Annotated in this window: 22 protein-coding genes and 1 riboswitch; of the genes, 11 read left to right on the plus strand and 11 right to left on the minus strand. The window is 68.3% G+C overall.

Going from position 1 to position 22,989, the window contains the following annotated elements; genetic code table 11:
* The first annotated feature begins 4 nt into the window (after positions 1 to 4).
* Positions 5 to 101, plus strand: a riboswitch (TPP riboswitch).
* The 4 genes from thiM to H5393_RS08625 all read left to right on the plus strand — a co-directional run bounded on the left by thiM (position 92) and on the right by H5393_RS08625 (position 3,091).
* Positions 92 to 892 carry a hydroxyethylthiazole kinase gene (gene thiM / locus H5393_RS08610; RefSeq protein WP_182766289.1) on the plus strand — a complete coding sequence of 267 codons (801 nt, stop codon included), beginning with the start codon at positions 92 to 94 and terminating at the stop codon, positions 890 to 892. (Overlaps the previous riboswitch by 10 nt.)
* Positions 892 to 1,569: a thiamine phosphate synthase gene (thiE, locus tag H5393_RS08615; RefSeq protein WP_182766290.1), complete on the plus strand. Its 678-nt coding sequence runs from the start codon at positions 892 to 894 to the stop codon at positions 1,567 to 1,569. The genes thiM and thiE overlap by 1 nt, the downstream gene beginning before the upstream one ends.
* On the plus strand, positions 1,566 to 2,408 hold the full coding sequence (thiD, locus tag H5393_RS08620) for a bifunctional hydroxymethylpyrimidine kinase/phosphomethylpyrimidine kinase (protein ID WP_182766291.1): 843 nt from the start codon (positions 1,566 to 1,568) through the stop codon (positions 2,406 to 2,408). The genes thiE and thiD overlap by 4 nt, the downstream gene beginning before the upstream one ends.
* On the plus strand, positions 2,405 to 3,091 hold the full coding sequence (locus tag H5393_RS08625) for a TenA family protein (RefSeq protein ID WP_182766292.1): 687 nt from the start codon (positions 2,405 to 2,407) through the stop codon (positions 3,089 to 3,091). The genes thiD and H5393_RS08625 overlap by 4 nt, the downstream gene beginning before the upstream one ends.
* 83 nt (positions 3,092 to 3,174) lie before the next feature.
* Here H5393_RS08625 and H5393_RS08630 read toward each other — a convergent pair whose 3' ends face one another.
* Together H5393_RS08630 and H5393_RS08635 are read right to left on the minus strand one after the other, a co-directional pair.
* Positions 3,175 to 4,203 (minus strand): hypothetical protein, encoded by a 1,029-nt coding sequence (locus H5393_RS08630; RefSeq protein WP_182766293.1) that lies wholly within the window; start codon positions 4,201 to 4,203, stop codon positions 3,175 to 3,177.
* Positions 4,204 to 4,376: 173 nt separating this feature from the next.
* Positions 4,377 to 5,360 carry a PRC-barrel domain-containing protein gene (locus H5393_RS08635; protein WP_182766294.1) on the minus strand — a complete coding sequence of 328 codons (984 nt, stop codon included), beginning with the start codon at positions 5,358 to 5,360 and terminating at the stop codon, positions 4,377 to 4,379.
* A gap of 190 nt (positions 5,361 to 5,550) precedes the next feature.
* On the opposite strand from H5393_RS08635, the gene H5393_RS08640 reads away from it, so the two are divergent.
* The 4 genes from H5393_RS08640 (at position 5,551) to H5393_RS08655 (ending at position 10,836) form a co-directional block, all read left to right on the plus strand.
* Positions 5,551 to 8,109: a glycogen/starch/alpha-glucan phosphorylase gene (locus H5393_RS08640; RefSeq protein WP_182766295.1), complete on the plus strand. Its 2,559-nt coding sequence runs from the start codon at positions 5,551 to 5,553 to the stop codon at positions 8,107 to 8,109.
* A 132-nt stretch (positions 8,110 to 8,241) separates the two neighbouring features.
* A complete protein-coding gene (locus H5393_RS08645; RefSeq protein ID WP_182766296.1) occupies positions 8,242 to 8,784 on the plus strand; it encodes a hypothetical protein in 543 nt (180 codons plus the stop codon).
* A gap of 14 nt (positions 8,785 to 8,798) precedes the next feature.
* A complete protein-coding gene (locus H5393_RS08650; protein WP_182766297.1) occupies positions 8,799 to 10,013 on the plus strand; it encodes a hypothetical protein in 1,215 nt (404 codons plus the stop codon).
* Positions 9,997 to 10,836 (plus strand): hypothetical protein, encoded by an 840-nt coding sequence (locus H5393_RS08655; protein ID WP_182766298.1) that lies wholly within the window; start codon positions 9,997 to 9,999, stop codon positions 10,834 to 10,836. Before H5393_RS08650 ends, H5393_RS08655 begins: the two co-directional genes overlap by 17 nt.
* 79 nt (positions 10,837 to 10,915) lie before the next feature.
* Here H5393_RS08655 and H5393_RS08660 read toward each other — a convergent pair whose 3' ends face one another.
* Complete coding sequence (locus tag H5393_RS08660; RefSeq protein ID WP_182766299.1) at positions 10,916 to 11,467, minus strand: hypothetical protein; 552 nt, start codon at positions 11,465 to 11,467, stop codon at positions 10,916 to 10,918.
* Between the two features lie 346 nt (positions 11,468 to 11,813).
* Here H5393_RS08660 and H5393_RS08665 point away from each other — a divergent pair, with 346 nt between their 5' ends.
* On the plus strand, positions 11,814 to 12,764 hold the full coding sequence (locus H5393_RS08665; RefSeq protein ID WP_182766300.1) for an L-lactate dehydrogenase: 951 nt from the start codon (positions 11,814 to 11,816) through the stop codon (positions 12,762 to 12,764).
* A 76-nt stretch (positions 12,765 to 12,840) separates the two neighbouring features.
* A complete protein-coding gene (locus H5393_RS14590; protein WP_255436365.1) occupies positions 12,841 to 12,966 on the plus strand; it encodes a hypothetical protein in 126 nt (41 codons plus the stop codon).
* Between the two features lie 87 nt (positions 12,967 to 13,053).
* Here H5393_RS14590 and H5393_RS08670 read toward each other — a convergent pair whose 3' ends face one another.
* The 5 genes from H5393_RS08670 to H5393_RS08690 all read right to left on the minus strand — a co-directional run bounded on the left by H5393_RS08670 (position 13,054) and on the right by H5393_RS08690 (position 17,973).
* Complete coding sequence (locus H5393_RS08670; protein WP_182766301.1) at positions 13,054 to 13,476, minus strand: heat shock protein transcriptional repressor HspR; 423 nt, start codon at positions 13,474 to 13,476, stop codon at positions 13,054 to 13,056.
* Positions 13,477 to 13,482: 6 nt separating this feature from the next.
* Positions 13,483 to 14,646, minus strand: coding sequence for a molecular chaperone DnaJ (gene dnaJ, locus H5393_RS08675; RefSeq protein ID WP_182766302.1), 1,164 nt, complete (start codon positions 14,644 to 14,646; stop codon positions 13,483 to 13,485).
* A gap of 102 nt (positions 14,647 to 14,748) precedes the next feature.
* Positions 14,749 to 15,297, minus strand: a complete 549-nt coding sequence (locus tag H5393_RS08680) for a nucleotide exchange factor GrpE (protein WP_182766303.1) — start codon at positions 15,295 to 15,297, stop codon at positions 14,749 to 14,751.
* Positions 15,294 to 17,144, minus strand: a complete 1,851-nt coding sequence (gene dnaK / locus H5393_RS08685) for a molecular chaperone DnaK (protein WP_182766304.1) — start codon at positions 17,142 to 17,144, stop codon at positions 15,294 to 15,296. Before dnaK ends, H5393_RS08680 begins: the two co-directional genes overlap by 4 nt.
* A 238-nt stretch (positions 17,145 to 17,382) precedes the next feature.
* A complete protein-coding gene (locus tag H5393_RS08690; RefSeq protein WP_182766305.1) occupies positions 17,383 to 17,973 on the minus strand; it encodes a DUF1707 domain-containing protein in 591 nt (196 codons plus the stop codon).
* Between the two features lie 83 nt (positions 17,974 to 18,056).
* Here H5393_RS08690 and H5393_RS08695 point away from each other — a divergent pair, with 83 nt between their 5' ends.
* Positions 18,057 to 19,889 (plus strand): N,N-dimethylformamidase beta subunit family domain-containing protein, encoded by a 1,833-nt coding sequence (locus tag H5393_RS08695; protein ID WP_182766306.1) that lies wholly within the window; start codon positions 18,057 to 18,059, stop codon positions 19,887 to 19,889.
* Between the two features lie 27 nt (positions 19,890 to 19,916).
* Here H5393_RS08695 and H5393_RS08700 read toward each other — a convergent pair whose 3' ends face one another.
* From H5393_RS08700 to H5393_RS08710, 3 genes are read right to left on the minus strand one after another with little or no spacing between them, the layout of a single operon-like run.
* Complete coding sequence (locus H5393_RS08700; protein WP_182766307.1) at positions 19,917 to 20,960, minus strand: glutathione synthetase; 1,044 nt, start codon at positions 20,958 to 20,960, stop codon at positions 19,917 to 19,919.
* Entirely contained in the window at positions 20,957 to 22,126 is a 1,170-nt protein-coding gene (locus H5393_RS08705; RefSeq protein WP_182762713.1) for a flavohemoglobin expression-modulating QEGLA motif protein, read from the minus strand. Before H5393_RS08705 ends, H5393_RS08700 begins: the two co-directional genes overlap by 4 nt.
* Positions 22,123 to 22,947 (minus strand): N-formylglutamate amidohydrolase, encoded by an 825-nt coding sequence (locus H5393_RS08710; protein ID WP_182766308.1) that lies wholly within the window; start codon positions 22,945 to 22,947, stop codon positions 22,123 to 22,125. The genes H5393_RS08705 and H5393_RS08710 overlap by 4 nt, the downstream gene beginning before the upstream one ends.
* Positions 22,948 to 22,989: the final 42 nt, after the last annotated feature.

The following is a 22,989-nucleotide window of genomic DNA, read 5'->3' on the forward strand; positions in this document are numbered from 1 at the left end:
GGTCGGGGCGAAGCCGGGGTGCCCCGCAGGAGGGGCTGAGAACACACCCGTAGTCACCTGATCTAGGTCGTTCTAGCGAAGGGAGCAATCCATGACCGGCATTGCCCGCATCCTCAGCGCCGTCCGCGCCACCACCCCGTTGGTGCACTGCATGACCAACACCGTGGTGCCCGAGATCACCGCCAACGTGCTGCTCGCCGTCGGCGCGGCGCCCGCCATGATCGACCTGCCCGAGGAGGCGGAGATCTTCGCCGGCCTCGCGTCGGCGCTGCTGATCAACGTGGGCAACGGCTCAGCGGAGCAGCACGCCGGCATGCGCCTCGCCGCCCCCGCCGCCGCGGCCGCGGGAAAGCCGTGGGTGCTGGACCCGGTCGCCGTCGGCGGCCTGCCGGTGCGCACCCAACTCGCCCGCGACCTCCTCGCCCACCGCCCTGCCGCCATCCGCGCCAACGCCTCCGAGATCCTCGGCCTGGCCGGCACGTCGGCCGGGGGCCGCGGGGTGGACGCCACCGACGAGGTGGAGGCCGCCGTCGGCACCGCCCGCGAACTCAACGCCACCACCGGCGCAGTCGTCGCCATCTCCGGCCCCGTGGACGTGATCGTGTCCGCCGGCCGGATCACCCGGGTCACGGGCGGCGACGCCCTCATGCCGCTGGTTATCGGCACCGGCTGCGCGCTGGGCGCCACCGTCGCGGCCTGCCTCGCCGTCGCCGAGAGCGAGGCGGACCGGCACGACGCCGTGGTCGCCGCACACGCCATCTTCGGCGCGGCCGGAATCGCCGCTGCCCGGGGGGCTTCGGCCCCCGGCACCTTCCGCACCCTCTGGCTCGACGCGTTGCACACGCTGACGCCGGCAGATGTGGAAGGACTCGTCACAGTCGAGGAGGACTGATGCAGGCCCACAAGAAACTGGCCAAACAGGTGGACTGGCGCCTCTACGTCGTCACCGATACCGAGCTCGCGGGGGGCCCGGACAGGGTGCCGCGGATCGTCGAGCAGGCGGTGCTGGGCGGCGCCGGAGTCGTCCAGGTACGCGACAAGCACATGTCAGAGGTCGAGTTCCTCCACCTCACGCAGGCCTGCGTCGACGCGACCCAGCGCGTGTTCGACGCCACCGGCCACAGCGCCGCCATCTTCGTCAACGACCGCCTCGACATCGCCGCGGACCTCGGCCTCCACTTCCACATGGGCCAGAGCGACGGCGACATCACCGAGGCCCGACGGCGGCTCGGCCAGGACCTGATGATCGGCCTGTCCATCTCCAACAGCGGGCAGCTGCGCACCGAACTGCGGCACCAGACCGCCGACGTGCTGGGTCTGTCGCCCATCTGGACCACCAGCACCAAGACCGACACCGAGCCGCCGCTGGAGTTGCAGGGCGCCGAACAGATCGTGCGCGAGACGGCCGGGCGCGCCAAGACCGTCGCCATCGGCGGCATCAACCCGGTCAACGCCCCCTGGGTGATCGACACGGGGGTGGACGGCATCTGCGTCGTGTCCGCCATCATGACCGCCCCGGACCCGCTGGCCGCCGCCAAGGAACTCATGTCGCTCTGGAGGACCCGATGACCACGCCCAGGATCGCGCTCAGCATCGCCGGCTCGGACCCCAGCGGCGGCGCGGGCATCCAGGCCGACCTCAAGACCTTCCACGCGCTGGGCGTCTACGGCACCGCCGCGCTGGCCGGCCTCACTGCCCAGAACACGCAGGGCGTGCGCGAGGCCCGCGCCGTCGACCCCGCCTTCGTGCGTAGCCAGATCGAGGCGGTCCTCGACGACCTCCCCGTCGCCGCCACCAAGCTCGGCATGCTGTCGAACGCCGAGGTCGCCGGCGTCGTCGCGGACCTGCTCGAGGAGCGGCGCGCCGACTTCGGTGTCGTGGTCCTCGACCCCGTCATGGTCGCCACCTCCGGCGACACACTCCTCCAGGACGACGCCGTCGCCGTCGTGCGCGAGCGGCTCATGCGGCTGGCGGACGTGATCACGCCCAATGTCCCGGAGGCCGCGGTGCTCCTGGGCACCTCCCCGGCCATGGACAGCGACGGCGTCATCGCGCAGGCGAAGGCGCTCGTCGGGGCCGGCGCGAGGGCCGCGCTGGTCAAGGGTGGCCATCTGTCCGACGACGAGGTCACCGACGCGTTCGCCACCGCCGACGGCGTGGCCATCCTCAGCGGCCCCCGGATCAGGTCGCGGCACACGCACGGCACCGGCTGCACGCTGTCGTCGGCGATCGCCGCCCACGCGGCGCGCAACGGCGACACGCTCCGGACCGGTGTGCGGCTCCCCAGCATCGAACAGGCCCGCGACTACCTCATGCGGGCCATCGCGTCCGGCGCCGGCTGGACGCTCTCCCGCACGCCCGATCTGGGCCACGGACCCGTGGACCACTTCGTAGAAGGCACGCGATGACCATCACCTGGAAGACCGGCGAATTCAGCGGCAGGGCCTGGGAGGCCACCGCGGGGATCCGCCGCCGCATCGACGGCCTCCCCCTGCTGACCGAACTCGCGGACGGCACCCTCGACGTCGACCGCTTCGTGGAATACCTCGTGCAGGACGACTTCTACCTGCGCGGCTACACCCGTGCCCTCGCGATGCTCGCGAGCCGCGCCCCCTCCGCTGAGGCGGCAGGCTTCTGGGCGGCGAGCGCCGAGGGCGCCGTCACCGCAGAGGTGGAGATGCACGCCGGGCTGATGAGCGACCCCGCGCTCGCCGGCGCGCCCCGCCCCACCGTCGCGTCGCCCACCACCCGCGCCTACGTCAACATGCTGCAGACCATGACGGCCTACGAACCCTACGAGGTGGGAGTCGCCGCGGTGCTCCCCTGCTTCTGGGTCTACGCCGACGTCGGCGCCCGGCTCGCCGACACCGCCTCGGCCGTGCGGGACCACCCGTTCGGCGACTGGGCCGCCTCCTACGCGGACCCCGCCTTCCAGGACGCCACCCGACGCGCCATCGAGCTGATGGACGCGGCCGCCGCGACGGCGGACGAGGCCACGCGCGAGCAGATGCTCACCGCCTTCGTCGACGCCACCTATTACGAGGAGCAGTTCTGGGCCAAGTCCTACGCCCGGGAGACCTGGACGCTCTGACCTGCCAGAGTAAACGCAACGTGACGCAGTTCGCTCCCCCGCCCTCAGGGGCGCGGGAGCGAACTGGGTTGATGGGTGTGCGGTCAGCAGCCGCCGAAGCTCACGTCCTCGGTGTACTTCTGGGCCGAGATCTCGACGATCACGTCGGTGCCCTTCATCGGGGTCAGCGGGGCGTAGCGCGCATCGCCGCCCGGGTAGGGCTCGCCCTGGACGCGGAACTGCAGCTCGCGGTCGCCGAGCCTGACGGAGCCGAGGTACTGCAGCTCGCCATGGTTCTGCTTGCGCACCTGCTTGAAGTCCGCGCCGTAGATGGCCTGGATCTGGGCCACGGTCATGCCGACCTCAGCGCCGTCCTCGGTCTGAATGCCGGGCTCACGCACGGCCACGTCGGCCAGGTCCACCACAGAGATGCCGCGGTCCACCAACTCGGGCCCGTTGCGGTAGGCGTCGCAGTCCTCGACCGGCGACGGGACGATGTAGCCCAGCCGCAGGTAGTTCAGCTGCGCGTTGTTGTAGGCCGCCTGGGTGTACGGGGCGTAGGTCAACGGGCCGAGGCCTTCGAAGGTCAGCGTGCTCTGGTCGAGCACGTGCGCCGGGATGGCGGTGACAGGGGCGACCGAGCCGCCGGAGAAGCGCACCAGGTTGTTGAAGACGAAGCCGGTCTTCCGTACGTAGGAGTTGCCCTCCTTGGCGATGAAGTTGGTCTCGATGTACGAGCGGCAGCCGCCACGGCCGGTGGCCGGCGTGTCACATTCGGTGCGCCAGCGGTGACCGGCGCTGGTGAAGGTGCCGGTGGTCGCGAGCGGGTTGCCGGCCCAACTGGAGCGCGGCGACGGCAGGTAGGAGAGGTTGTTGAAGTGCCAGTCGGTGTCCTGGACGAAGCGGCCGTTCTTGTACACGACCTGCGTCGACCAGATCTTGGTCTCGCACCGCACGACGTTCGACGAGTACATCTCGCACTCGGTGTCCCAGAGCCTGCCGCTCTGGATGTGGCCGCCGGGCGTCGCGTAGACGTCGGTGGTGTCGGCGGCGTTGGAGGGCTGGGTCACCAACCCTGAGATAGCCAGTCCCGCTGCTGCGGTGGCGATGGCGGTTCTGCGGAGAAGCGACATTGCTGTTCCTAACTGTGCCTGGGGCAGAGCCCCGTGGATGATGTCATCCTCGTTCTTCGGGGACTCAATGTGAATACGTCGCGGGGCTCAGTTTGGTTGCCATCGGCCGAGGCTTTTTGCAGGACACGGAAACGGCCGGCCCTGGATGGGCCGGCCGTTCCTCGTCAGATCACTCAGTTGGGGCGGGGGTTGCCCTGGTCAGGCGCGTCGAAGATGTTGTCGATCGGGCGCTGTCCACGGGTGCGTTCGCCCAGGGGGCCATCGGCGGCGTCGGGGTAACCGGAGACGTCGCCCCTCGGGTACGCCTCGTCGTCCACCAGTTCACCGTCCGGCCCGACGTCGCGCAGGCGATCGTCGCGGAGTCGCTCGTCGTCGACGTAGCGTTCGCCGCTCACCGCGGCCTGGTCGTCTGCGAACGAGGGGTCGTTGCGGTAGGCCGGGTCACTGATGAGGTCGTCCTGACTGCTGCGGACGTTCTCGTTGCCCATGCCGGGTGAGCCGAGGCTGCCGCTCTCGACGACGCGCTCGTTTCCGACGCCGGGCGAGCCGAGGCTGCCGGTGTGGACGCCTGCGTTGTCGCCGCGGGTGTGGTCCGGGCCGTCCAGCACCTCACCGACGGGGCCGCGTCCGTCACGGTCGCTGTCGAAGACGGAGTCGTTGTCGCGGCCGTCCCCGAAGGAACGGGCCGGGTCGTGGGTGTGGTCCGGGCCGTCCATCACTTCGCCGATGGGGCCGCGCCCGTCGCGGTCGCGGTCCAGCAGGGGCCCATCCGAGCGCTCCTCGCCGGACAGGTCATGGTCGCGGTCCCAGCGGCGCGTGCGGAGGCGGTCTTCCTCGATGACGCTGCTGTCCACCTGGTAGTAGCGGTACAGGTCGTCTTCTTGGGACCTGGTGATGTGTCCGTCCTCGTCCACGTTCGGGGCGTCCTTGACGGCGTCCTTGTCGTGCGCCAGCGTCAGGCGGTCACCCTCCAGCGAGGATCCCGCGAGCGGCGCGAAACTGGTGCGCAGGCCGAAGAGACCGGTATTGACCGTGACCCACATGGGCTGGCTGGTCTGGTCGTCGAGGTAGACGCCGCTGACGCCGCCGATCTTCTCGCCGCTTCGGTCGTAGGCCGTGGCCTCGAGCAGTTGGTCGATGTTCTCGTCGTGGTGCATGGTGTGCTCCCTTCGTTCCCGGCCAGAATCTGACCGATCCGTGTAACCGGGGGTACGTTCCAGCCTCTCTCAGAAAAGGGGCGGGAAAAACACCCTGAGGGAGGTGATTGGCACGCGCGGTACCGGGTATCTGAGCGCGCGGGACACCCCCCGATGTGAGAAATGTGCACGTTCAAACTACTGTGGTGCCATGTCTGAGTTTGCGCAGCACAACGGGGGCCCCATGCGGGCCGATGAATCCCCCAACACCGATGTCCGCCGCGTCGGGCCCACATCGACGCCGACGCACCCTCTAGCCACCGCTCCGGTGGGCGCGCCCACCTATTCGGTGGACGGTTTCGTGCGTGAGTTCCTCCACGAACTGAACACGAACCAGGGCGTCACGCTGTCGCGTTCGACGGTCAATGACCAGTACCTCGCTCTCGCCAGCACCGTGAAGAACTACCTCATGGCGCGTTGGCTCGAGACCAACCGCAAGACGCACGACGCCAGGGCCAAGACCATCGGCTACCTGTCCGCCGAGTACCTGCTGGGCAGCCAGCTCAACAACGCGCTGCTCGCCTCAGACCTGCACGACATCGCCCAGGAAGGCCTGGCCCAGTGCGGTCTGGACCTGCCCACGCTCCGCGCGCAGGAGATCGAGCCCGGGCTCGGCAACGGTGGCCTCGGCCGCCTCGCCGCCTGTTTCATCGACTCCCTCGCCACCATGAACGTACCCTGCGTCGGCTACGGCATCCGCTACGAGTACGGCATCTTCCGCCAGACCTTCGTCGATGGCCGGCAGGTGGAGCAGCCCGACACGTGGCTCGCGTTGGGCGCACCGTGGGAGTTCCCGCACCCCGAGGCCTCCGTCGTGGTGAACTTCGGTGGCCACACCGAGCGCTACACCGACGACGACGGCGAGGAGCGGTGCCGCTGGGTGCCGGCGTGGAACGTGCTCGCCGTGCCCTACAACTACATGGTGCCCGGCTACCTCAACGGCCGCGTCAACACGCTGCGCCTGTGGAGCGCGTCGGCCACCAAGGCGTTCGACCTGCAGATCTTCAACTCCGGCGACTACGCCCAGGCCGTCCGCGCCCAGACCTTCGCGGAGAACATCTCGAAGGTCCTCTACCCGGAGGATTCCACTCCCCAGGGCAAGGAGCTGCGCCTCCAGCAGCAGTACTTCTTCGTCGCCGCCTCACTGCGCGACTTCCTGGACGGCCTCGAAGACGGCTTCGACCTGCACAACCTGCCGGAGCGGATCATCTTCCAGCTCAACGACACCCACCCCGTCATCGCGGTGCCGGAACTCCTGCGCATCCTCATCGATGAAGAGGGCTTCGACTGGGACGAGGCCTGGGACATCGCCAGCAGGTGCTTCGCCTACACCTGTCACACCCTGCTGCCTGAGGCACTCGAGGTGTGGTCCACCGAGCTGCTCGGCCGCCTGCTGCCCCGCCACCTGGAGATCATTTACCAGATCAACGAGAACCTCATGGGCGAGGTGCGCGCCGCCTTCCCGGGCGACGAGATCCGCGCCCGCCGCATGTCGCTGATCGTCGAGGGGGAGGAGCGCGGGGTCCGCATGGCGCACCTGGCCGCCGTCGCTGCCACCAAGATCAACGGCGTGGCCGCGCTCCACTCCCAACTGCTGCGCGACAAGGTGCTGAAGGACTTCGCAGACCTCTGGCCGGACAAGTTCACCAACGTCACCAACGGCGTGACCCCCCGTCGCTTCGTGCGGATGGCCAACTACAAGTTCGCCGACCTGCTCAACGACACCCTGGGCAGCGGCTGGGTCACGGACCTCGAACGGCTCCGCGAGTTGGAGCCCTACGCCGAGGACGAGGACTTCAAGGCCCGCTTCCGTGAGGTCAAGGCGTGGAACAAGGGCCGCCTCACGCGCCTGCTGAAGGTGCGCGACGGCATCGACCTGCCCGACGGTCACATGCTCGACGTCATGGTGAAGCGCCTGCACGAGTACAAGCGCCAGTCGCTCAAGGTCCTGCACATCGTGTCGCTGTACGAGCAGGTCATTAGCGGCAAGATCAGCGCCGCGGAGCTGACCCCGCGCACCGTCCTGTTCGGCGCCAAGGCCGCCCCCGGCTACCGCATCGCCAAGGACACCATCCACCTGATCAACAAGGTGGCCGAGGTCGTCAACAACGACGCGCGTCTCGAGGGTCGCCTGAAGGTCGCCTTCCCGGCGAACTACAACGTCACCCTCGCGGAGAAGCTCATCCCGGCAGCAGACCTCTCGGAGCAGATCTCGCTGGCCGGCATGGAGGCCTCGGGTACCGGCAACATGAAGTTCGCGCTCAACGGCGCCCTCACCATCGGCACGGACGACGGCGCCAACGTCGAGATCCGGCAGTTGGTCGGCGACGAGAACTTCTTCCTGTTCGGCATGTCCGAGCCGGAGGTGGCGGACCTGGGCGCCACGGGCTACAACCCGACGGAGTACTACGAGGCCAACGCCAACCTGCGCGACGCCCTGAACCTGATCCTGTCGGGTCACTTCTCGGGCGGCAACGGTCACATCTTCGACTCCGTGGTGCTGAACCTCATCAACCAGGACCGGTTCATGGCGCTGGCAGATTTCCAGAGCTACGTGGATGCACAGGCCCGCGTCGAGGAGCGTTACGCCGACCAGGAGGCCTGGACCCGCTCCGCCATCCTGAACGTGGCGCGCACCGGCTTCTTCAGCTCGGACCGCTCGATGCGCGACTACCTGCAGCGCATCTGGCACACCACCCCGATGATCTGATCCGCACCCGACGAAGCGGCCGGTTTCCCCCACGGGGCGCCGGCCGCTTCGTCGTTTGTGTCCACCGGGATGCGCCCCTGCTCCGATGACCCCGTGCGACCGTAGGCTGCACAGGCAGATCGGGGAGGTAGCGTGCAGGAAACCGTCATCACGGATGAGTCCGGGGCCATCGAGATCACCGTTGAGGGGCTGGAGGTGGTCTCACTCCGCATCAGCGCCTCATGGAGAGACCGGTTCATTCCCCGCGAGCTGGCCGAAACGATCTCGGCACTCGTCCGCCGGGCGCTGCCGCCCCTCGAGGCCGCCGCACCGTCGCCCCTGCCGGAGGTCCACCTCCCCCTCTCGTCCATCCCCTCCTATCTCGCTGAGATGCGTGCGGGCCGGGCGGCCATGCGTCGCTACCTCGCCCGGCTCAGGGCCGGTGAGGTTGACCGTCGCCGCGACGAGGTGCTGGGCACCCCGCACGACAGGGTGGAGGTCTTCCTGACCGCCGGCCGCTTCCACGGGCTCCAGATCAACCCGGAGTGGGCGGCGAAGGCGAGCCTGCAGGCGCTCGCCGACGAGATCCTGGAGGTGCTGCCGAAGCCGCTGGTGCAGCCCTCCGCCGAGGACGCCGACATCGCAGACGCCAACAGCCACTACGCGGCGGCGCGCCGCTACCTCGTCGAGAAATAGGACGGAGACACCTCATGAGCCCCCAGGCAACGCTGGATCTCATCACCCAGATGACCGAAGACCTGCAGGACGCCTACGAACTGCAGGCCGAACTCGTGCTCGCCGAGATGGAGGCGTCGAGGGCGCTGGTCGGCGGCTTCAAGGAGTATCGCTGCGAGAGCTGGCCGTTCTGCCCCTCCGGCGGGTACTACAGCGAGACCCGCCCGTCGGGCTGGAACCTGTTCTGGCACAACATCCGCACCAGTGACCACGAGCGCCAGGGCGAGGCGATGGACGCGCTTGCCGAGGCCGAGTCCGGCTACGACACCACCTGCACCGCGCAGACGAGCCGCAAGGACAAGCTGGTCAGCATCCCCACAGACGTGGGCGGCTTCCTCCTCGACTGGTTCAGCATCGACGCCTCGTTCGAGGGCGTCTACTACCCCGCCAACACCAACGAGATCCCGTCCAACGGTGAGCCGTGGGTGAGCGGGAACGCGGCGGGCTACGACGCCTCCATCGGCAGCCAGCGCACCGCCGCGGAGACCACGCGCGGCGTCGCCGGCGGGCTGGTGTCCAACACCACGACGTATCTCGGCAACGTCACGGACTCCATCGCGAACCTGACGAACCTGGCCCAGCAGCAGGAACAGCTCTACCTCGACGCCATCAAGATCGCGATCATGGAGCCGACGATCGGTAGCTTCATCGGCGCGGTGGAGGATTTCGCCCAACTCGTCATGGACCAGCGACAACTCTTCTACGACCGCGTGCAGGAGCAGGGCAGGCAGCTGTCGGCGGCCATCTCCTCCGTCGTGCAGGTGGGGCTCCTCGAGAACGACCTGACCGGCATCGGGCCGGGCGGCACCTGGCCGTCGCCCCGCAACGTCTCGCGCGACCTCGACCAGCCGGGCTCCACCGGCAACGACGAGGTGCGCACCAACGCCGAATGGTTCCAGTCGCAGGTCGCCTACTGGGACGACCTGGCCACCCAGATGGCGACGCTGCACAGCAACGCCTCGGGAGCGGCGCGGCTACCGGTCATCATGATCGATATGCCCCACTTCTCGGCCGCCGAGTCGTCGTCGCTCAACGGGCTGGCAGACAGCATCACCACTGCGATCGACGGGGGCCGCGCCGCCGCGGAATCCATGCGCGACTCGCTGCGGCAGACCGCCCGCAACTATCTGGACAACGAAGCCTCCTCCACCTCCCAGGCAGACTCCCTGTTCCGTGAGTACTTCGGCTAGGCGGGCGGCCGCCTGGGCCGCCGTCGGCGTGCTGGCCCTCGCGGGCTGCACCCCCGCCGACGAGCGTGCGGAGTCCACCGACCTGCTGCGGGAGTACATCGGCGCCACCGCGAGGCCCGCCGGGTTCACGGTGACCGATGAGTGGCGCCTCGAGGTCGTCGGCGGGCAGCCGCCCGAGACGCAGAAGCTCTACCCCACTGAGGGATCCAGCCTCGCGGATCCCGCCGCGCCCATCACGGTGCCGAGGGACGACTTCCCCCTGGACGACAGCATCGAGCTGGCCGAGGCGCAGATCGACGCGTGCGACGGTGCTGCCCGCGTCGCGGTGCGGGCCCTGTCACCAGGCATCGCGGTGGCCGAAGCCCAGTGCGACGGGCAGGGCAGCGTCTTCCTCGACGGCGAGCAGTTGGAGCCGATCACCGAACCCATCTCCGGAGCCGCTCTCACCCAGGTCTGGTCCGAGATCGAGCGCGCGGGCCTCACCGACGAAGTCCTGTCCGTTGAGATCGACGCGGAGGAAGGCTCCGCCGTCGTCTCCGTGCGAGGTGTCGACACAGCCAGGATCTACCAGTGGAGTCGCGGCCTCGACGCGGCGAGCACCAGCGTCGCGTCCCATCCGCTGCCCTCTGACGGCCCAGTGCCGGAGCCGGCACCGCTCCCGCCCGCAGGGGATCTGGCCTCCGCCGTCGACGGACTCCTCGGCTCCCTGCCTGATCCCAGCCTCGCCACCCGCCTGGCAGTGCAGCGGGACGGCGGCGTGACGACGGTGAGTCTGGAGTCCGCCGACTACACCCAATTGTCCTCAGCCACCTTCAGCGGGTGAGCTGACAGCACAGCGAAGCGGCCGACACCCCAAGGGTGCCGGCCGCTTCTGTCTCGCCTGATCGGGTGCTGTCACCGGATCAGATGGTGTGATCCTTGTTCTCGTCGGCCGGATCGGCCACGTCGGGCGTGCCCTGCTCCTTGCCGGAGGCGCGGCCGCGCTCGGCGAGGTCGCGGAAGCCGCGGTTGATCTCGTCCATGAACTTGTCGAGCTGCTCGCGCAGCTGGGCCAGGACGTTCTTGGCGCCCGCCTCCGAATCGGCTTCGGGGTGGGACTCGACGTACTGCTTCTTCTGCTCCTCGTAGAACTCCTTGGCCTTGTCGGCCACCAGGCCCACGAAACCGACGGCGGCGTAGGCCGTCTCCTCAGCCGCCTTGCGCAGGTTGTCGCCCAACTGCTCCGGGCTCCGGTGCTGCTCGGGACCGTCGACGGTGGTGTGCTGCTGCCCCCACGCGTCGCTGGTGGACGCGTCAGGGGCGTCGGTCGTGCCGGTGGTGCCAGTGGTGCCGTACTCGGCGCCCGACTCCTGGCTGGCCGCGGCCTCAGTGGCGTCGTAGGTGTAGGTGGGTTCATCGGCGAAGCGCTCGCCCTGGGTCTGGTCGTCCGGTCGGTCGTTGAAATGCTCGGTCATGGGACCCTCCTGGATCTCGTACGTTCCTTATCTAGTGTGCAACGCAAAGGGCGCCGCCACGAGGGGTTGGCTCCCCCAAAAACCCCCTATTCACCCCTGAGGATGGGACCCACGAGCGTTTCGGTGCGCCGGCGGCGCCACATCTGGATTTGGGGTCCCTGACCGACGCAGATCCAGATTCGGGGCCGTCCCGACGCCAGGTGTCGGGGGTCGGCAGAGAACGGGACCGCGCCGTTGAGAGGCGCCCCGGGCGCCAGATCTGGATTTGGGGTCCCTGACCGACGCAGATCCAGATTCGGGGCCGTCCCCGACGCGGGGTGTTGGGGATTGTGGGCAAGATGTGGGTATGAAGATGCGAGGCACGAAACTGTCAGTCGTCGGCGCGGGCGCCGTCGGCACCTCCCTGGCGTACGCGGCGCTGATCAAGGGCGCCGCGACGCACGTCGCGCTGCACGACCTCAGCGCCACCAAGGTGAAGGCCGAGGCCCTGGACCTCGCCCACGGGAGCCAGTTCCTGCCTCCCCACGTCACCGTCGAGGGCTCCGACGATGTCGCGGTGACGGCCAATTCCGACGTGGTGGTCGTCGCGGCCGGTGCGAAGCAGCAGCCCGGCGAGACCCGGATGGACCTCGCTGCGAAGACCGTCGGGATGATGAAGTCGCTGATCCCGCCGCTGGTGGAGCAGTCGCCCGACGCGGTGTTCATCATGGTGACCAACCCCGTCGACGTCACCACCCAGGCGGCACTCAAGATCTCGGGTCTCCCCCGCAACCAGCTGATGGGCTCCGGCACGGTGCTCGACTCGTCCCGTCTGCGGTGGCTCATCGCCGCGGAGTGCGCCGTCTCGGTGACCAACGTGCACGCCTACATCGCCGGCGAACACGGCGACACCGAGACTCCGCTGTGGAGCACCGCCACCATCGGCGGAGTGCCGCTGAAGCAGTGGGAGGAGCAGACCGGCCAGTTGAGTCGCGAGGTGCGCGACCGCATCGCCGAGCAGGTCGTCGGCGCAGCCTACGAGGTGATCGAGGGGAAGGGAGCCACCAACTACGCCATCGGGTTGGCGGGCACGCGCATCATCCAGGCCGTGCTGCGTGACGAGCACCGGGTGATGCCGGTGTCGTCGTACCTTGAGAACTGGCAGGGGATCTCGGACGTCTGCATGTCGGTGCCGCACGTCGTCGACGGCAAGGGTGTGGGCCGGGCGCTCGCGTTGCCCCTCACCGACGGGGAACTCCAGCGCCTGCGCGACAGCGCGGACCACATTCGTGAGGCCGCGCGCCGGTTGGGCTTCTGAGCCGGACGCCGGTCAGCGGGTGACGCGCAAAGACCTCGGGCCGGCGTCGGTCACCCGCTGGAGGCCCAGGTGTTGGATGGCTGCGCTGGGCAAGGCCGCCAACGCGGAGGTGGGCGAGAGTTCGGCGCTACGGGCGGGCTGGGGCGGCTCGGCACTGCTGACGGTGGCACAACTCGCAGTGCAGCTCAGGGCGCTTCTGTAGGGGCAGATCTCGCACCGAGGTCGGTGCAACAACCGCCACCACGACGGCGGCCCGAGCCAAACTGCGACTCTTGCCACCGCCGCGTCGTCAGGTGGCGGACGGCGGCAGCGCCAGACGACGCTGCGGCCGGTACCGGCCCTGGTGCACGCGCCCGGACGACTCCGCGGTGAACACCCGCGCGGCCATCTCGTCGCTCTGGATGCGCCGGACCAGTTCGCTCAGGCGCTCCACCTGGTCACGCATCGCGTCGACCTGCTCCTCGAGCGCGAGGATGCGACGGATGCCCTCTAGGTTGATGCCCTCAGTCTGCGACAGGTACTGCACGTGCCGCAGTTTCGCGATGTCGCGCAACGAGTAACGCCGGCCACGGCCCCGCGCCCGTTGGGGGACGACGAGGCCGAGCCGGTCGTAGCCGCGCAGGGTCTGCGCGTGCATGTCTGCCAGCGACGCGGCCACCGAAACGGGGAAGACCGCCGCGTCGGGGTCAAAGGGCTGCAGATGCTGGCTCATCGGTCATCACCCGCCGAACAGCGACTCGCGAGGGTTGACCTCGTGGGCCTTCTCGGCGTACTCCTGCAGCGCGGCCTTGGCCTCCGGGCTCAGATCGTCCGGCACCTCGACCTTGATGGTCACCAGCAGGTCACCCTGCGTGCCGTCCGGCTTGCGCGCGCCGCGGCCACGCACCCGCATCGTGCGCCCGTTGGGCGTCGACGGCGGGATCCGCAGCTTCACGCGCTGCCCCTGCATCGTGGGGATCTGGATGTCGGCGCCCAGGGACGCCTCGGTGAACGTCACCGGCACGTCCAAGGTGAGGTTGGAACCGCTGCGCCCGAACAACTTGTGCGGGGTGACGTGCACGCTGACGTACAGGTCGCCCGGCGCGCCGCCGTTCTCACCGGCCGCGCCCTTGCCCTTGAGCCGGATACGCTGCCCGTCCTCGACGCCGGCGGGGATCCGCACGTTCATCGTCTTGGTGGACTTCCCACGGCCGGAACCGGCGCAGTCCGGGCAGGGGGTGTCGACGATGAGGCCGCGACCGAGGCAGTCCGTGCACGGTTCGCTCATGTGGAACACACCGCCGGCCTGCGACGACTGCATGCCCGAACCCTCACAGGACGGGCACACCCGCGGCAACGTGCCGGCCTTCGCGCCGGTGCCCCGGCACGACGGGCACGGCTGATCCGAGACCGTCCGCATGGTCACCGTGGCGCCCTCGACGGCCTGCTCGAAGCTGATGGTCACGTCGCCCTCGATGTCGGCGCCGCGACGCGGGCCCCGCTGTGTGGCGCGACGGGTGGCCCCGGCGCCCCCGCTGAACAGACCGCCGAACAGGTCTCCGAAGCCCTGCTGCCCCGCACCCTGGCCGGCGTTGCGGAAGAGGTCCTCGAACGACGGCGACGCGCCGCCGCCGGGCTGCCCGGGCCGGTTGAACCGGAATCCGCCGCCGAACAGGCTGCGGGCCTCGTCGTATTCCTTGCGCTTCTCCGTGTCGGACAGCACCGCGTTGGCCTCAGAGGCCTCCTTGAACCGGGCCAGGGCGGCGCTGTCGCCCGGGTTCTGGTCAGGGTGGTTGTCGCGGGCGATCTGACGGAAGGCCTTCTTGATCTCGTCCGGCGACGCGTTCTTGGAGACGCCGAGAACCTTGTAGTAGTCCTTCTCGAGCCAGTCCTTGGTACTCACTTCCCGATCATCTCCTTCCTGAATCAGGGTGCATGGTTGTTCCTCCACAGGCCGGGCGGCCTGCCCTGCGACGTCGTCGCAAGGGCAGGCCCAGGCGCGGCATTACGGGTTGGCGACGGCGACGCGTGCCGGGCGCACGACCCGCCCCTTGAGCTCGTAGCCCTGCTGCATGACCTGCGACACGGTGGTGACCGTGACCGGCTCGTCCAGCTGGACCGCCATGAGGGCGTCGTGGCGGTTGGGGTCGAACTCCTCGCCGACCTCACCGAACGACACCAGGCCGTGCTTGGCCATGACCTTCTCCAGCTCGTCGGCGACCATGCGGAACCCACCGTCGATGTCGCCGTGCTCTCTGGCGAGCGCGATGGAGTCGAGCACGGGCATGAAGTCCGTCAGGACCGATTCGATGCCGGCCTGGCGGGCCAGGTCGCGGTCGCGGTCCACGCGCTTCTTGTAGTTGACGTACTCGGCGCCGAGGCGCTGAAGATCCGTCGTGCGCTCCGCCACGAGTTCCTCGAGCTCGGCGACACGGTCAGGAGCCTCAACGGCTTCGAACTCGACGGGGGCTTCAGGTGCGCCCGTGGGCGAGGCCGTCTCTTCGACGGTCTCGCCCACTGCGTCGCTGTCCGGAGTGAACTGCGAATCGGTCACTTGTCGTTCTCCTCGTCGACGATCTCCGCCTCGACGACGTCCTCTTCGCCCTCGGGCGTGGCGTCAGCGGCCCCACCGTCGGCCGGAGCGGACTCCTGAGCCTTGGCCTGGGCTGCGGCGTAGATCGCCTGACCCATCGCGGCGGCCTTCGTGTTGAGGTCGTCGATCGCGGCCTTGACCACGTCGTCGTCCTCGCCCTTCAGGGCCTCCTTCAGCGCGTTGGTGGCCTCCACGACCGGCGCCTTCACGTCCTCGCCGATGGTCTCGTCGTGCTCGGTGAGGAGCTTCTCGGTGCGAAACACCAGGGCGTCGCCCTCGTTGCGCATGTCGACGGCCTCGCGGCGCTTCCGATCCTCTTCGGCATGCGACTCGGCGTCCTTGACCATGCGCTCGATGTCGTCCTTGGCCAGGGCGGAACCGCCGGTCACCGTCATGGACTGCTCCTTGCTGGTGGCAAGGTCCTTGGCGTTGACGTGCACGATGCCGTTGGCGTCGATGTCGAAGGTGACCTCGATCTGGGGCACGGACCGCGGCGCGGGCAGGATGCCGGTCAGTTCGAAGTTGCCGAGCGACTTGTTGTCGCGGGCGAACTCACGCTCGCCCTGGTAGACCTGGATCATCACCGACGGCTGGCTGTCCTCAGCGGTGGTGAACACCTCGGAACGCTTGGTCGGGATGGTGGTGTTGCGCTCGATGATCTTGGTCATCACGCCACCCTTGGTCTCGATGCCCAGCGACAGCGGGGTCACGTCGAGGAGCAGCACGTCCTTGACCTCGCCCTTCAGCACGCCGGCCTGCAGCGAGGCGCCCAGTGCGACGACCTCGTCCGGGTTGACGCCCTTGTTGGGCTCCTTGCCGCCGGTGAGTTCCTTGACCAGGTCCGCGACGGCGGGCATGCGGGTGGAACCACCGACGAGGAGGACCGTGTCGATCTTGTCGACGGAGGTCTTGGCGTCGGAGATGACGGAGTTGAACGGCGCGCGGCAGCGGTCCAGCAGCGGCTGGGTCATGCGCTGGAACTCCGAGCGGGTCAGCTTCTCGTCGAGGTGCAGCGGGCCCTCCGCCGAGGCGGTGATGTAGGGCAGGTTGATGGCGGTCTCCGACGCGGAGCTCAGCTCGATCTTGGCGCGCTCGGCGGCCTCCTGCAGACGCTGGCGGGCCATCTTGTCCTTGGACAGGTCCACGCCGTTCTTGTTCTTGAACTGCGTGACGAGCCAGTCCACGACGAGGGAATCCCAGTCGTCGCCACCGAGGCGGTTGTCGCCCTTGGTGGCCTTGACCTCGAAGACGCCGTCGGCGATCTCGAGCAGCGACACGTCGAACGTGCCACCACCGAGGTCGAAGACGAGCACGGTCTGCTCGGTGTCGCCCTTGTCGAGGCCGTAGGCCAGCGCGGCGGCGGTGGGCTCGTTGATGATGCGGTCCACCTTCAGGCCCGCGATCTCGCCGGCCTCCTTGGTGGCCTGACGCTCGGCGTCGGAGAAGTAGGCCGGGACGGTGATCACCGCGTTGGTGACCGACTCACCCAGGTACGCCTCAGCGTCACGCTTCAGCTTCTGCAGCACGAATGCCGAGATCTGCTGGGGACGGTAGTCCTTGCCGTCGATCTCGACCTTCCAGTCGGTGCCCATGTGGCGCTTGACGGAGCGGACGGTGCGGTCCACGTTCGTGACCGCCTGACGCTTGGCGACCTCGCCGACGAGGACCTCGCCGGAAGTCGAGAAGGCCACCACCGACGGGGTGGTGCGCGAGCCTTCAGAGTTGGGGATGACGGTGGGTTCGCCGCCCTCGAGGACGGCGACGCACGAGTTGGTGGTGCCGAGGTCGATGCCTACTGCACGAGCCATGGGATTTCCTCCTGGGTGTTAGCTGCTGTGAAGCTGTTGAAGTCGAATCAGTTCCCTTGAGCGGGGTTGACTCAAGCTAACCACAGACCCCGCCCGCGCTCAAGTTAAAGTTGAGCTTATCCGGCTCAACCCTGGAGAACCCTGAGCATTTCCAGGGTGTGGGCGTAGAGGTGGACGGGCGCCTCGGGGGTCGAGGTCGAGGCGGGAAACGACGCAGTCCTCCGGCGTTGACGGGCGTCTACGGCCGCAGCTTGACGTCGTTGCCGCCCCACCACAGGAGCCCCTTGAGCACGACGGTCCCGTTGGACCCGTCACCCTGGGCCTCGGGGTGGATGTCGTTGCCGGCCATAATGGCCACCGACTGGTCGATGACGCGCACGCCCGGCGGCACGTAGACGTTGCAGCCGCCCATGATGGCGTTGAGGGTCAGGGTCACGATCCGGCCCGGACCCATGGCCTGGGTGAGGTCGTAGTTGTTGCCTCCCCAGAAGGCCAGGCAACCGACGTCGCGCGTGCCCGGCTCAACGAGGACGTCGCGCCCGCTCATGATGGCGACGGTGAAACCACCGTCGCCCTGAGCGGTGGCGGGCAGCGCCTCGTAGTGCGACGCGCGCGGCGCCATCTGGTCCTGCTGCATCATCAGGTCGCTACCCTCCGGAAGGTCCGCGACGAGCGCGGGCAGTTCGTCGGTGAAGACGGACTTGAGCGCCTTCTCCTGACGCTCCCGCATCTCGTCGAGGTCTAGCCGGCCGGCCTCGTAGGCCCGTTGGATGATGGTCAAGGTGTGATCGCGATCCGCATCCCCTGCACGCAATCGTTGAACGTCCATGGGTCAACCCTAGGCCCCCTAGCACCCGTGTCGGCACCGCACGTTAGAGTCGGGGCAGATCGCTGACCAGGGGGAATCAATTCATGCGCATCCAGACACTGTTCGTCGCCGTCTTCGTGGCCCTGACCACAATCTTCGCCTCCGCCCAACCCGCCTCAGCGGAGTCCACGTGGCGGATCACGGGCCGGCTCGGGGACTGGCAGGTGCTCTCCGGCTACGCCGTCGGGGAGTCGCTGCTGCCCGGTGACGAACTACGACTCAAGGTCCACGGCACAGGCGCGACGGTCTCCGTCGAGATGTTCCGAATGGGCCACTACGACGGGGCCGGCGGCCAACTCGTGGCCACTGCTCCCGCCCAACCTGCCGTGAAGCAGCCTGCCTGCGTGACGCGCGACAAGACCGTGGACTGCTCCGGCTGGAGCGTCACGCACCGCTTCGACACCACCTCCTGGCAGCCGGGCGCCTACCTGGCGAAGCTCTCAGACAACGGCGGCAACCAGCGCTACGTCTCGGTGTTCCTGCGCTCCCCCAGCCACTCCGGGGCCGTGACCGTGATGTTCGCCACCTCCACACACGCGGCGTACAACAGCATCGGCGGCTACTCGCTGTACGTCGGCCTGCCCGACGGCAGCGCGCTCAATCGGGCCTACACCGTCAACATGAACCGGCCCAACCGCGGCAACGGCGCGGACAAGTTCTACCGCTACGAACTGGGCTTGGTCCAGTACCTCGAGTCGCTGGGCGTTCCCATCAGCTACACCACCAACTCGGAACTGCACCGCGGCGCGGATTCGTTCCGGGGCTCGCGGACGCTGGTGATGCTGGGCCACGACGAGTACTGGTCCGTCGAGATGCGCCGCAATGCCGAAATCCTGCGAGACAGGGGCACGAACCTCCTCTTCCTGGGCTCCAACGCCGCCTACTACCGGACGCGCTTCAATGCAGACTTCACCGAGGTCACCTCCTACAAGCTCAGCCACCTCGACCCCGTGCAGGACCGCACCTCGACGGGCACCTTCCGCGCGGAGCCCTACCCCAACCCGGAGGCCCGACTGATCGGCTCACAGTACGACTGCGACGGGGCCAATCCGCAGACTGACCTGGTCATCACCAACCCGTCGTTCTGGGCGTTCAAGGGAACCGGCGCCACCGCGGGCTCGCGGTATCCCCAGCTCATCGGCCACGAGGTCGACAAGGCGGGCCCTGATTCCCCCCAGGGCGTCCACATCGCCGCGCACTCGACGTTCGACTGCACCACCCGCAAGGGCATCTCAGACCTGACGTACTACGTGGCGCCGTCGAAGGCAGGCGTGCTGAACCTGGGCACGATGGGCTTCGCGTTCGCCCTGACGCCCGGGATCGCCTACGACGCGCGTTCGGTCGCGTTCGTCAAGCAGGTGCTGGCCACCGTCGTCACCGAAGCAGCGAAGGGGCCGCTGGGCACCACCCACACGGAACGGGGCAACTTCCTCGACGTCTACCCGGCCCCGCCCGCGCCGAAACCGCTCGACATCTACACCGCCCCTGGCGAGCACCTCGTCAACGGGCGTCGCTGGAGAACCGCCTGCGAGCCCTACTCCCGAACCGAGCGGTGCCGCACGGAGATATGGGCGACGACGGTCGCCCAGGTGGGCGGCAGGTTCGTGCAAACGAACGGTTGGGCATTCAACAACCTGACCTACAAGACCTCGCCCCGGGCAATGTGGAAGGGCAACCCCTTGGCCGCAACCGGGTCCTGGACCGCGGTTGACGGGCGCAAGTGGCGCACGGAATGCGACACCCCAGCCACCGGTCGCAACGGGTGCCGGAGCTACATCGAGTCGGACGCCATCGCGCTCGTGACGAAGGCGGATGGTTCGAAGGTCTACGAATGGACGCGCGACTGGCGGTTCAACAACATGGTGCGCTTCAGCTGATCCGGCGCCCGGCGCCACCGGGTCACGCTAGAGGGCGGCCAGGCTGATGTTGGCGATCTGGTTTCCGTAGTGCCGGCGGATCTCGAGCTTGCGCTCCAGGTCCGTGATCACGGCGATGGCGAAGTTCTCGTCGTACAGCGCGGCGCAGGAGCCCAGGCCACCGGGGCTAAAGACGTTGACCTCCATGAGCTTGTCGCCCACGATGTCGAGCCCGACGAGGAACATCCCGTCGGCGACGAGCTTGGGCCGCACCACGTCGACCATCTCGAGCATCTCGTCAGTGACCTTCACGGCCACCGCCTTGCCACCGGCCGACATGTTGGAGCGCAGGTCGGACCCGCTCGACCGGCGTCGGAAGGCCGCATACTTGCCGTTCATCATCAGCGGCTTGCCGTTCATCACGAACATCCGCACATCGCCGTTCTTCGCCTCCTCCAGGTACTCCTGGGCCACGACGTAGCCGTCGCGGGAGATCGCCTCGATGATCTGGTTCATGTTGGGGGATTCGTCCGTGTTCACCAGGAACACGCCACTGCCACCGGAACCCTGCAACGGCTTCAGCACGGCACGGCCGCCGAGATCCTTCACGAAGTCGACGATCTGAGCCTCGTCACGCGAGATGAGCGTAGTGGGGCGCACCGCCTCCGGGAAGTGCTGGAAGTAGGCCTTGGAGAGCGCATTGGCCAGGCTGGTGGGGTCGTTGACCACCAGGACCCCCGTCGAGGCGATGAGCTGCCCGAAGGCGACCCCCGCGTTGTTGGCCCACGCCGAGCCCTGCGCGTCGTCGGCGGGATCCGAGCGGAGCATCACGATGTCGAACTCGCTGAGCGGTAGCCGCTCCTCAGACGTGGGCTTCTGCACGTCCTCGATATAGCGCTCGAGTGAGCGGTAGTTCTTGCCGGCCCCGGCGCGGGCGCGGGCGCTGAGGGAGCCGTCGGGCTCGTAGGCGAAATTGCCCATCCCCATCAGCCACGCCTCGTGGCCCATGTTCGTGGCGTGCATGGCCAGCCTGGTGGTGGTGTATTCGGCCTTCTCGGTCATGACGTCGTTGACGACGAATCCGATCTTCATGCTGCAACTCCTTGGATGAGTTCGGTGGGGTCTGTGGTCTGGGCTGCGACGAGGAGCCGCTCGCGGCTGCTGGCCTCGTCGAACCAGCGGGGCAGCACGACGGGGGCGCTGAGCACCCCTCGTGCGTTGAGTTCTTCGATGAGAGGGAGGTCCTCCAGGGCGAACTTGCCGAGGAAGAAGGCGCCGAGGTCGCCGCCGGAGCGGAGGTGCCCCAGGATGTCGATGAGGCCGCGCAGGTAGCAGGCGTCCTTCGTCAGCCCGCCGGAGCGGAAGATGCGCATCACGGTGGAGAAAGCGCCTCCGGGGTGGAAGCCGTCGTCGACGAGGCCCTCCCAGCATTCGCGGAACGACGCCCCGCCGAGCATGCGCGACACGGTGAGCACGCGGCCGGCGAGTTGCCGGAGCCGCGACGCGGTCAGTTCCCCGCAGGCCACCTCCGCCAGCACGGCCAGGCCCTCCTGGGTCTCGTCGTACCCGGCCAGGCCGGTACCCAGAACCTGGAGCGGCTGGTGGGAGCCGTTGACCTGGGTGACGAGGTGCGTGCCGACCTCGTGCTGGATCAGCGCGTTGGCGCGGTCCGCCGATACGGAGGCCTCCGGCCCGATCAGCAGCAGGTTGCCCGACACCATGACGCCGGTGGAATCCGGCCGGATCTCCGCGTGGATGTCGACGTCGGGTTCGAGCCCGCGGTAGTAGTCGAGTTCCTCGTTGGCCAGGGCCAGGAACTCCTCGGCCGTCAGCCGTTCACCGGACCATGCCGAGGCGTCGATCCGGCTGAGGATCGCCTCGGCCGCCGTGAGCAGGTCCTGGTGGACCCCGCCGAACAGCTCGATGGAGAGGTTGCGGAAGTCCTGCGAGCCGCGGCAGCGCAACATCGACAACTGGAGGTCCAGCTCGCGGTGCTTGTTGCGCAGCAGGGCGCCCACCGTCGCGTCCTGGACGCGGGTGACGTCGATGCTGTGCAGCACCGTGTGGAGCACCTCCGGCTCGATGATGTAGTCGCGGTAGGTGAACTCCGGCTCCCGCACGTCGCCCGCGATGAAGGCGTCCTTCACGTCGTTGGCGTCGATCGGCGTGACGTCCAGGATGAACCGGAAGCTGGTGCTCAGCTGCGACAGTTGGAGGTCGATGGCCTGGTCCACCATCGAGAGCGGGTTGTTACTCATCCGCCCTCGCCAGCCATGGCCTGCTCGGGATCCCGGCGCTGCGGGATGTGCCGCTCGGGGATCTCGGCGAGCGCCGCCAGCACCGGGCCCTGGGTCTTCTCGAGGGCCGCCGCGAGCCGTTCGATGTGCTCGTGGTCCGGCTCCCCCGTCCACTCGTCCATGAACGTCTTCTTGAACTCGATGGCCAGCACGCAGCCCACGCCGGGGTAGCGCTCATGGACGAACCACGCGAGGTTCTGACCCTTGAACTTCACGTTCTCGCGGATGTCGAAGCCCTGACCCAGCATCGATTCGCGGAAAGCGCCCGCCACGTCGCCGAACGTCTCGTGGTTCAGCGAGCCGGTGCCCAGGTTGACCTCCGGGTTCTCCTCGACCGGCTCGTCGGGCGCGTCCGCGCCGTCGCGGCGATGGTTGTAGGAATGCACGTCGTAGATGACGAACGGGCCGCGCTCGGCCACTACATCGAGGCGCTCCGCCAGGGCGGCATAGAACGCGTCGTAGCCTGTCAGGGCGATGTCGACCGCGTCCTCGGGAAGTTCCTCCGTATCCCAGACCTTGAGGCCCCAGCAGTCGTCCGGCGTCCGGTAGACGGCCTTGGTGCGGATCCGGTTGAGATCCGTCTCGAACCGCGACAGGTGCACGTTGACCCGTGCCGGGATGCGACCGGCGATGAGGTCCGTGAAGGGGTCCTCCTCGCGGAAGCGCACCTCCTCGTCGAGCACCATGGACTTGGCGATCTCTGGGCTCAGGTCATGCCCGGCATGGATGGAGGTGGCGATCAGTTGACCGGACCAGTCACCGAGGAACTCGAATGCTTGCATGCACCATTACTACCCGACGACCGGTTCGCGGGTGCGAAAACG

It is taken from the genome of Tessaracoccus sp. MC1756 (genome assembly GCF_014164735.1).
GTDB lineage: Bacteria > Actinomycetota > Actinomycetes > Propionibacteriales > Propionibacteriaceae > Arachnia.

Bases quoted from the DNA above. Each gene is read 5' to 3' on its own strand.
- thiM (WP_182766289.1), top strand. From the start codon at position 92: ATGACCGGCATTGCCCGCATCCTCAGCGCCGTCCGCGCCACCACCCCG.
- dnaK (WP_182766304.1), bottom strand. From the start codon at position 17,144: ATGGCTCGTGCAGTAGGCATCGACCTCGGCACCACCAACTCGTGCGTC.
- H5393_RS08640 (WP_182766295.1), top strand. From the start codon at position 5,551: ATGTCTGAGTTTGCGCAGCACAACGGGGGCCCCATGCGGGCCGATGAA.
- H5393_RS08660 (WP_182766299.1), bottom strand. From the start codon at position 11,467: ATGACCGAGCATTTCAACGACCGACCGGACGACCAGACCCAGGGCGAG.
- H5393_RS08650 (WP_182766297.1), top strand. From the start codon at position 8,799: ATGAGCCCCCAGGCAACGCTGGATCTCATCACCCAGATGACCGAAGAC.
- H5393_RS08700 (WP_182766307.1), bottom strand. From the start codon at position 20,960: ATGAAGATCGGATTCGTCGTCAACGACGTCATGACCGAGAAGGCCGAA.
- H5393_RS08670 (WP_182766301.1), bottom strand. From the start codon at position 13,476: ATGAGCCAGCATCTGCAGCCCTTTGACCCCGACGCGGCGGTCTTCCCC.
- H5393_RS08705 (WP_182762713.1), bottom strand. From the start codon at position 22,126: ATGAGTAACAACCCGCTCTCGATGGTGGACCAGGCCATCGACCTCCAA.
- H5393_RS08695 (WP_182766306.1), top strand. From the start codon at position 18,057: ATGCGCATCCAGACACTGTTCGTCGCCGTCTTCGTGGCCCTGACCACA.
- thiE (WP_182766290.1), top strand. From the start codon at position 892: ATGCAGGCCCACAAGAAACTGGCCAAACAGGTGGACTGGCGCCTCTAC.
- H5393_RS08635 (WP_182766294.1), bottom strand. From the start codon at position 5,360: ATGCACCACGACGAGAACATCGACCAACTGCTCGAGGCCACGGCCTAC.
- H5393_RS08710 (WP_182766308.1), bottom strand. From the start codon at position 22,947: ATGCAAGCATTCGAGTTCCTCGGTGACTGGTCCGGTCAACTGATCGCC.
- H5393_RS08665 (WP_182766300.1), top strand. From the start codon at position 11,814: ATGAAGATGCGAGGCACGAAACTGTCAGTCGTCGGCGCGGGCGCCGTC.
- H5393_RS08690 (WP_182766305.1), bottom strand. From the start codon at position 17,973: ATGGACGTTCAACGATTGCGTGCAGGGGATGCGGATCGCGATCACACC.
- H5393_RS08625 (WP_182766292.1), top strand. From the start codon at position 2,405: ATGACCATCACCTGGAAGACCGGCGAATTCAGCGGCAGGGCCTGGGAG.
- H5393_RS08630 (WP_182766293.1), bottom strand. From the start codon at position 4,203: ATGTCGCTTCTCCGCAGAACCGCCATCGCCACCGCAGCAGCGGGACTG.
- thiD (WP_182766291.1), top strand. From the start codon at position 1,566: ATGACCACGCCCAGGATCGCGCTCAGCATCGCCGGCTCGGACCCCAGC.
- H5393_RS14590 (WP_255436365.1), top strand. From the start codon at position 12,841: ATGGCTGCGCTGGGCAAGGCCGCCAACGCGGAGGTGGGCGAGAGTTCG.